Here is a 351-nt window from a genome sequence, read left to right as displayed (position 1 = left end):
TGCACGGCGCCCCTCGACGCGCAGACCCACCGGGCGGCGATCGTCATCGAGGAGCGCTACCGCTTCTCGTGGTGGGACAGTCTCGCCATCGCCTCCGCGCTCCAGGCCGGATGCCAGTTCTTCGTGTCCGAGGACATGAGCCGAACCGCTGGAGCGCCTGTCCATCGTCAATCCGGGCGATGCCGGATCCACGGTGATCGCGATCTTCGGGGAGCCGCACGGGCTCGCCCACCAGCATCCGCAGATCGCCTTCGACGGCACCACCGGCGAGATCGTCGAGATCCTGCAGGGCGGGCTGAAACCGGCGGCCAAGACCTTCACCACCATGGTCGGCCTGCACGAGGCCCATTT

General features: G+C 67.8%; 1 pseudogene. It reads left to right on the top strand.

Going from position 1 to position 351, the window contains the following annotated elements:
* Positions 1-142: 142 nt before the first annotated feature.
* Positions 143-351, top strand: a pseudogene (locus tag MKK51_RS27365) (PepSY domain-containing protein); the annotation flags it as partial.

The organism is Methylobacterium sp. E-045 (assembly GCF_022829685.1).
Classification (GTDB): Bacteria; Pseudomonadota; Alphaproteobacteria; order Rhizobiales; family Beijerinckiaceae; genus Methylobacterium.
Note: the sequence above shows the minus strand (reverse complement) of the source record. Positions and strands in the feature narration are given on the sequence as shown.